Below are 2280 nucleotides of genomic sequence, written 5' to 3'. Positions count from 1 at the left end.
TACCATTTGGCGAACTTCTCCCAAACGGAAGCTATTTCAAAAAGCTCGCCCAGCAGTCCGACAGAATCCTATATCAGGTTATTGGCAAGACCGAAGAAGGTAGAGATCAGCCTATGCTTATCGTATCCTCTCCGGAAAATCTTGCTAAGCTGAGTCATTACAAGAACATTTCACAAAGACTGGCGAGAGCAGAACTCGCAGAACAGGAAGCCAAGCAACTGGCTAAAGAATTGCGGCGCTGCCAAAGGGATACAAAAACCTCCTGCACGATCTCCTCTGCCATCCCCTTATCTTTGGTGTGCTGGAAAGAAATAGCTAGCAATTTTTTCCAATAATGCTCGTACACCCGGGCAAAGGCCTTTTCGTCGCCATTTCTAATGGCAGCTATCTGTTGTTTGTCCGAGTCTACCCTAAAAAGTTTCATCCCCATGCCTCTTCTTCAGTTTGCATGATCCCCCTTTCTTATACCGGAGGATCTGTTCATCCACGCGGCCGCATCGTAACTCTACCCGACTATCGGCGCCGCGACAAATATAGACATTTAAAACAAAGTCTATAAATGTAATAGACTAATTCCTACGCTCGTGCTTAAATGTAGTCACTGTTAAAAAAAAACACAAGACAAACGGCAATATTCAGTAAAATTTTCAGAAAAACAGCAAGTTTTTAAATAAAACTAGCAAAAACATTTGGAAGTAAGGCGGAAAGAAAGGTGTTTTTCACCAACAGTTGCGCGGTGTCCGTAGACTGAAGTATGGATAAGAACAAGCCTCGTAAATATACTAAAGGTTTACCGTCAGCAGCAGATGGGTTCGTGACAGGTGTACAGACCCATGTAGCCTGGTCGTAGGTCTCCCGTACCTTCCCCGTACCTCCGTAGTACCTCTCCAGTACCTTTTTAGTACACTTCCCGTACACTACCAGTGAACTAACAGTACACTAACGGTACCTTTTTTTGCTTGCGCAACAGTTGCGTAAACAGTACTTCATCAGTACTTAAGGAGTACTTAAAACCTACTGAAGGTATAGGAGGTCTGCGAGCAGAAATTTATCATTTTCTGTTATGCGGTTCGGGTGCCCTTCGAGGCGGCTTCGACTCCTATTCGGGACAGCTTCGGGAACGCTTCGACAGCCCTTCGGGAGAGTTTCGACAGCTGTCGAAGCCCAGTCGAACAAGACTCGAACAGCTCCCGAAGAAATCTCAATACAAATCCCAGAGGTAGCACATACCGTCGCGGAAACTAAAGTCGCCCCCTACACGAAGGGAATGAAACATTATTTTTTAGACAGGAAGGCTCGCATATAGGCACGCTTACACCCGTCTTATCTGTAGAAAATGAATGGGAAGCGCCTATTAATCCCTATTTAGCTGCCGAATCGTATAGTAATACCACATGATTTTTTCACCCGCTCCATGTGCAGCGCCGCCGCTAACAGACCGGAGTTTGCCATCAAGGTGGTAATCGAAACGATATTCGCCTATTTTACTGATACTCCCACTTAGATCATAGCCGACATTTAAGCTTCCAAAGCTCCGGACCTTGCCGCTCAGATCGTAATCTATATCCTCATCTCCAAACTTTCGAACACGTCCATAGTGATCATAATCTATTTTGATAGATCCAATCTGCCGTATCCGGCCTTCCAAATCATAATCGATCCCGCGCCCACCAAGCCTTCTTATTCGTCCTCCCAGATCATAGTCAATACCTACGTCGCCCACGTTACGCACTTTGCCCCATATATCATAGTCTACATCGCAACTACCTGCGCTCCTTACCGTTCCGTCGTGATTATATGAAATACGCATATCTCCTATGGCAGTTAAACGCCCTCCTAAATCATAGTTCATGTTGACATTCCCCGCCCCTTCCTTAAAAACATGGCGTACATTGCCTTACCTATCCAGCATAAACACGATAGGGCCTTTCGCTAGCTTTATAAACGGTTGTTGTGCGCAAATCAAGCTGCAATAGCTGCTAAACAGCAGTAAAACAACTAGTCTCGGAGTGAAATTGTCATATCATTTCAAACATAGGCAAGTCTCGATATACTATCGTAAGGTTAAAATAAAAAACGGACAAACCGCTGGGCCAAGGAAGCCGGCGATGGCCTGATGTCTGAAAGCCCCCGTTCCCTATTTCGCGCATGGTATCTCAGAAAGAGGGGTAAAAATCACGCAGAACCTCTATATGCTTCCAGTCACTGCCTTTCTCGCTGACTCAAAAATTCTTCTGATTTCACTATCGGCCGTAAATATAACGGAAAAGTTGTATATAC

Annotated in this window: 4 protein-coding genes; 2 read left to right on the top strand and 2 right to left on the bottom strand. The window is 45.1% G+C overall.

From position 1 onward, the window contains the following. Positions 1–335 (top strand): M14 family zinc carboxypeptidase (locus tag SD31_RS11895; RefSeq protein WP_039054292.1); only part of this gene is annotated, 335 nt, incomplete at its 5' end. 331 nt (positions 336–666) lie between these two features. Here SD31_RS11895 and SD31_RS16700 read toward each other — a convergent pair. After that, positions 667–918, bottom strand: coding sequence for a hypothetical protein (locus SD31_RS16700; protein WP_156138349.1), 252 nt, complete (start codon positions 916–918; stop codon positions 667–669). 41 nt (positions 919–959) lie between these two features. Here SD31_RS16700 and SD31_RS16695 point away from each other — a divergent pair, with 41 nt between their 5' ends. Next, complete coding sequence (locus tag SD31_RS16695) at positions 960–1223, top strand: hypothetical protein (RefSeq protein ID WP_156138348.1); 264 nt, start codon at positions 960–962, stop codon at positions 1221–1223. A 131-nt stretch (positions 1224–1354) separates the two neighbouring features. Here SD31_RS16695 and SD31_RS11885 read toward each other — a convergent pair whose 3' ends face one another. Beyond that, the gene (locus SD31_RS11885) at positions 1355–1852 is read right to left on the bottom strand and encodes a hypothetical protein (protein WP_039054290.1); all 498 of its coding nucleotides are present in this window, start codon (positions 1850–1852) and stop codon (positions 1355–1357) included. Between the last annotated feature and the right edge of the window lie 428 nt (positions 1853–2280).

Origin of the sequence: Sphingobacterium sp. T2, assembly GCF_000814685.1 — a bacterium.
In the GTDB taxonomy this organism is placed as follows: domain Bacteria; phylum Bacteroidota; class Bacteroidia; order Sphingobacteriales; family Sphingobacteriaceae; genus Sphingobacterium; species Sphingobacterium thermophilum.
This window is presented reverse-complemented; position numbering and strand designations above follow the sequence as displayed.

What these genes read in the sequence shown, in the direction of transcription:
- SD31_RS11885 (WP_039054290.1), bottom strand. Translation starts at nt 1,852, where the DNA reads ATGAACTATGATTTAGGAGGGCGTTTAACTGCCATAGGAGATATGCGT.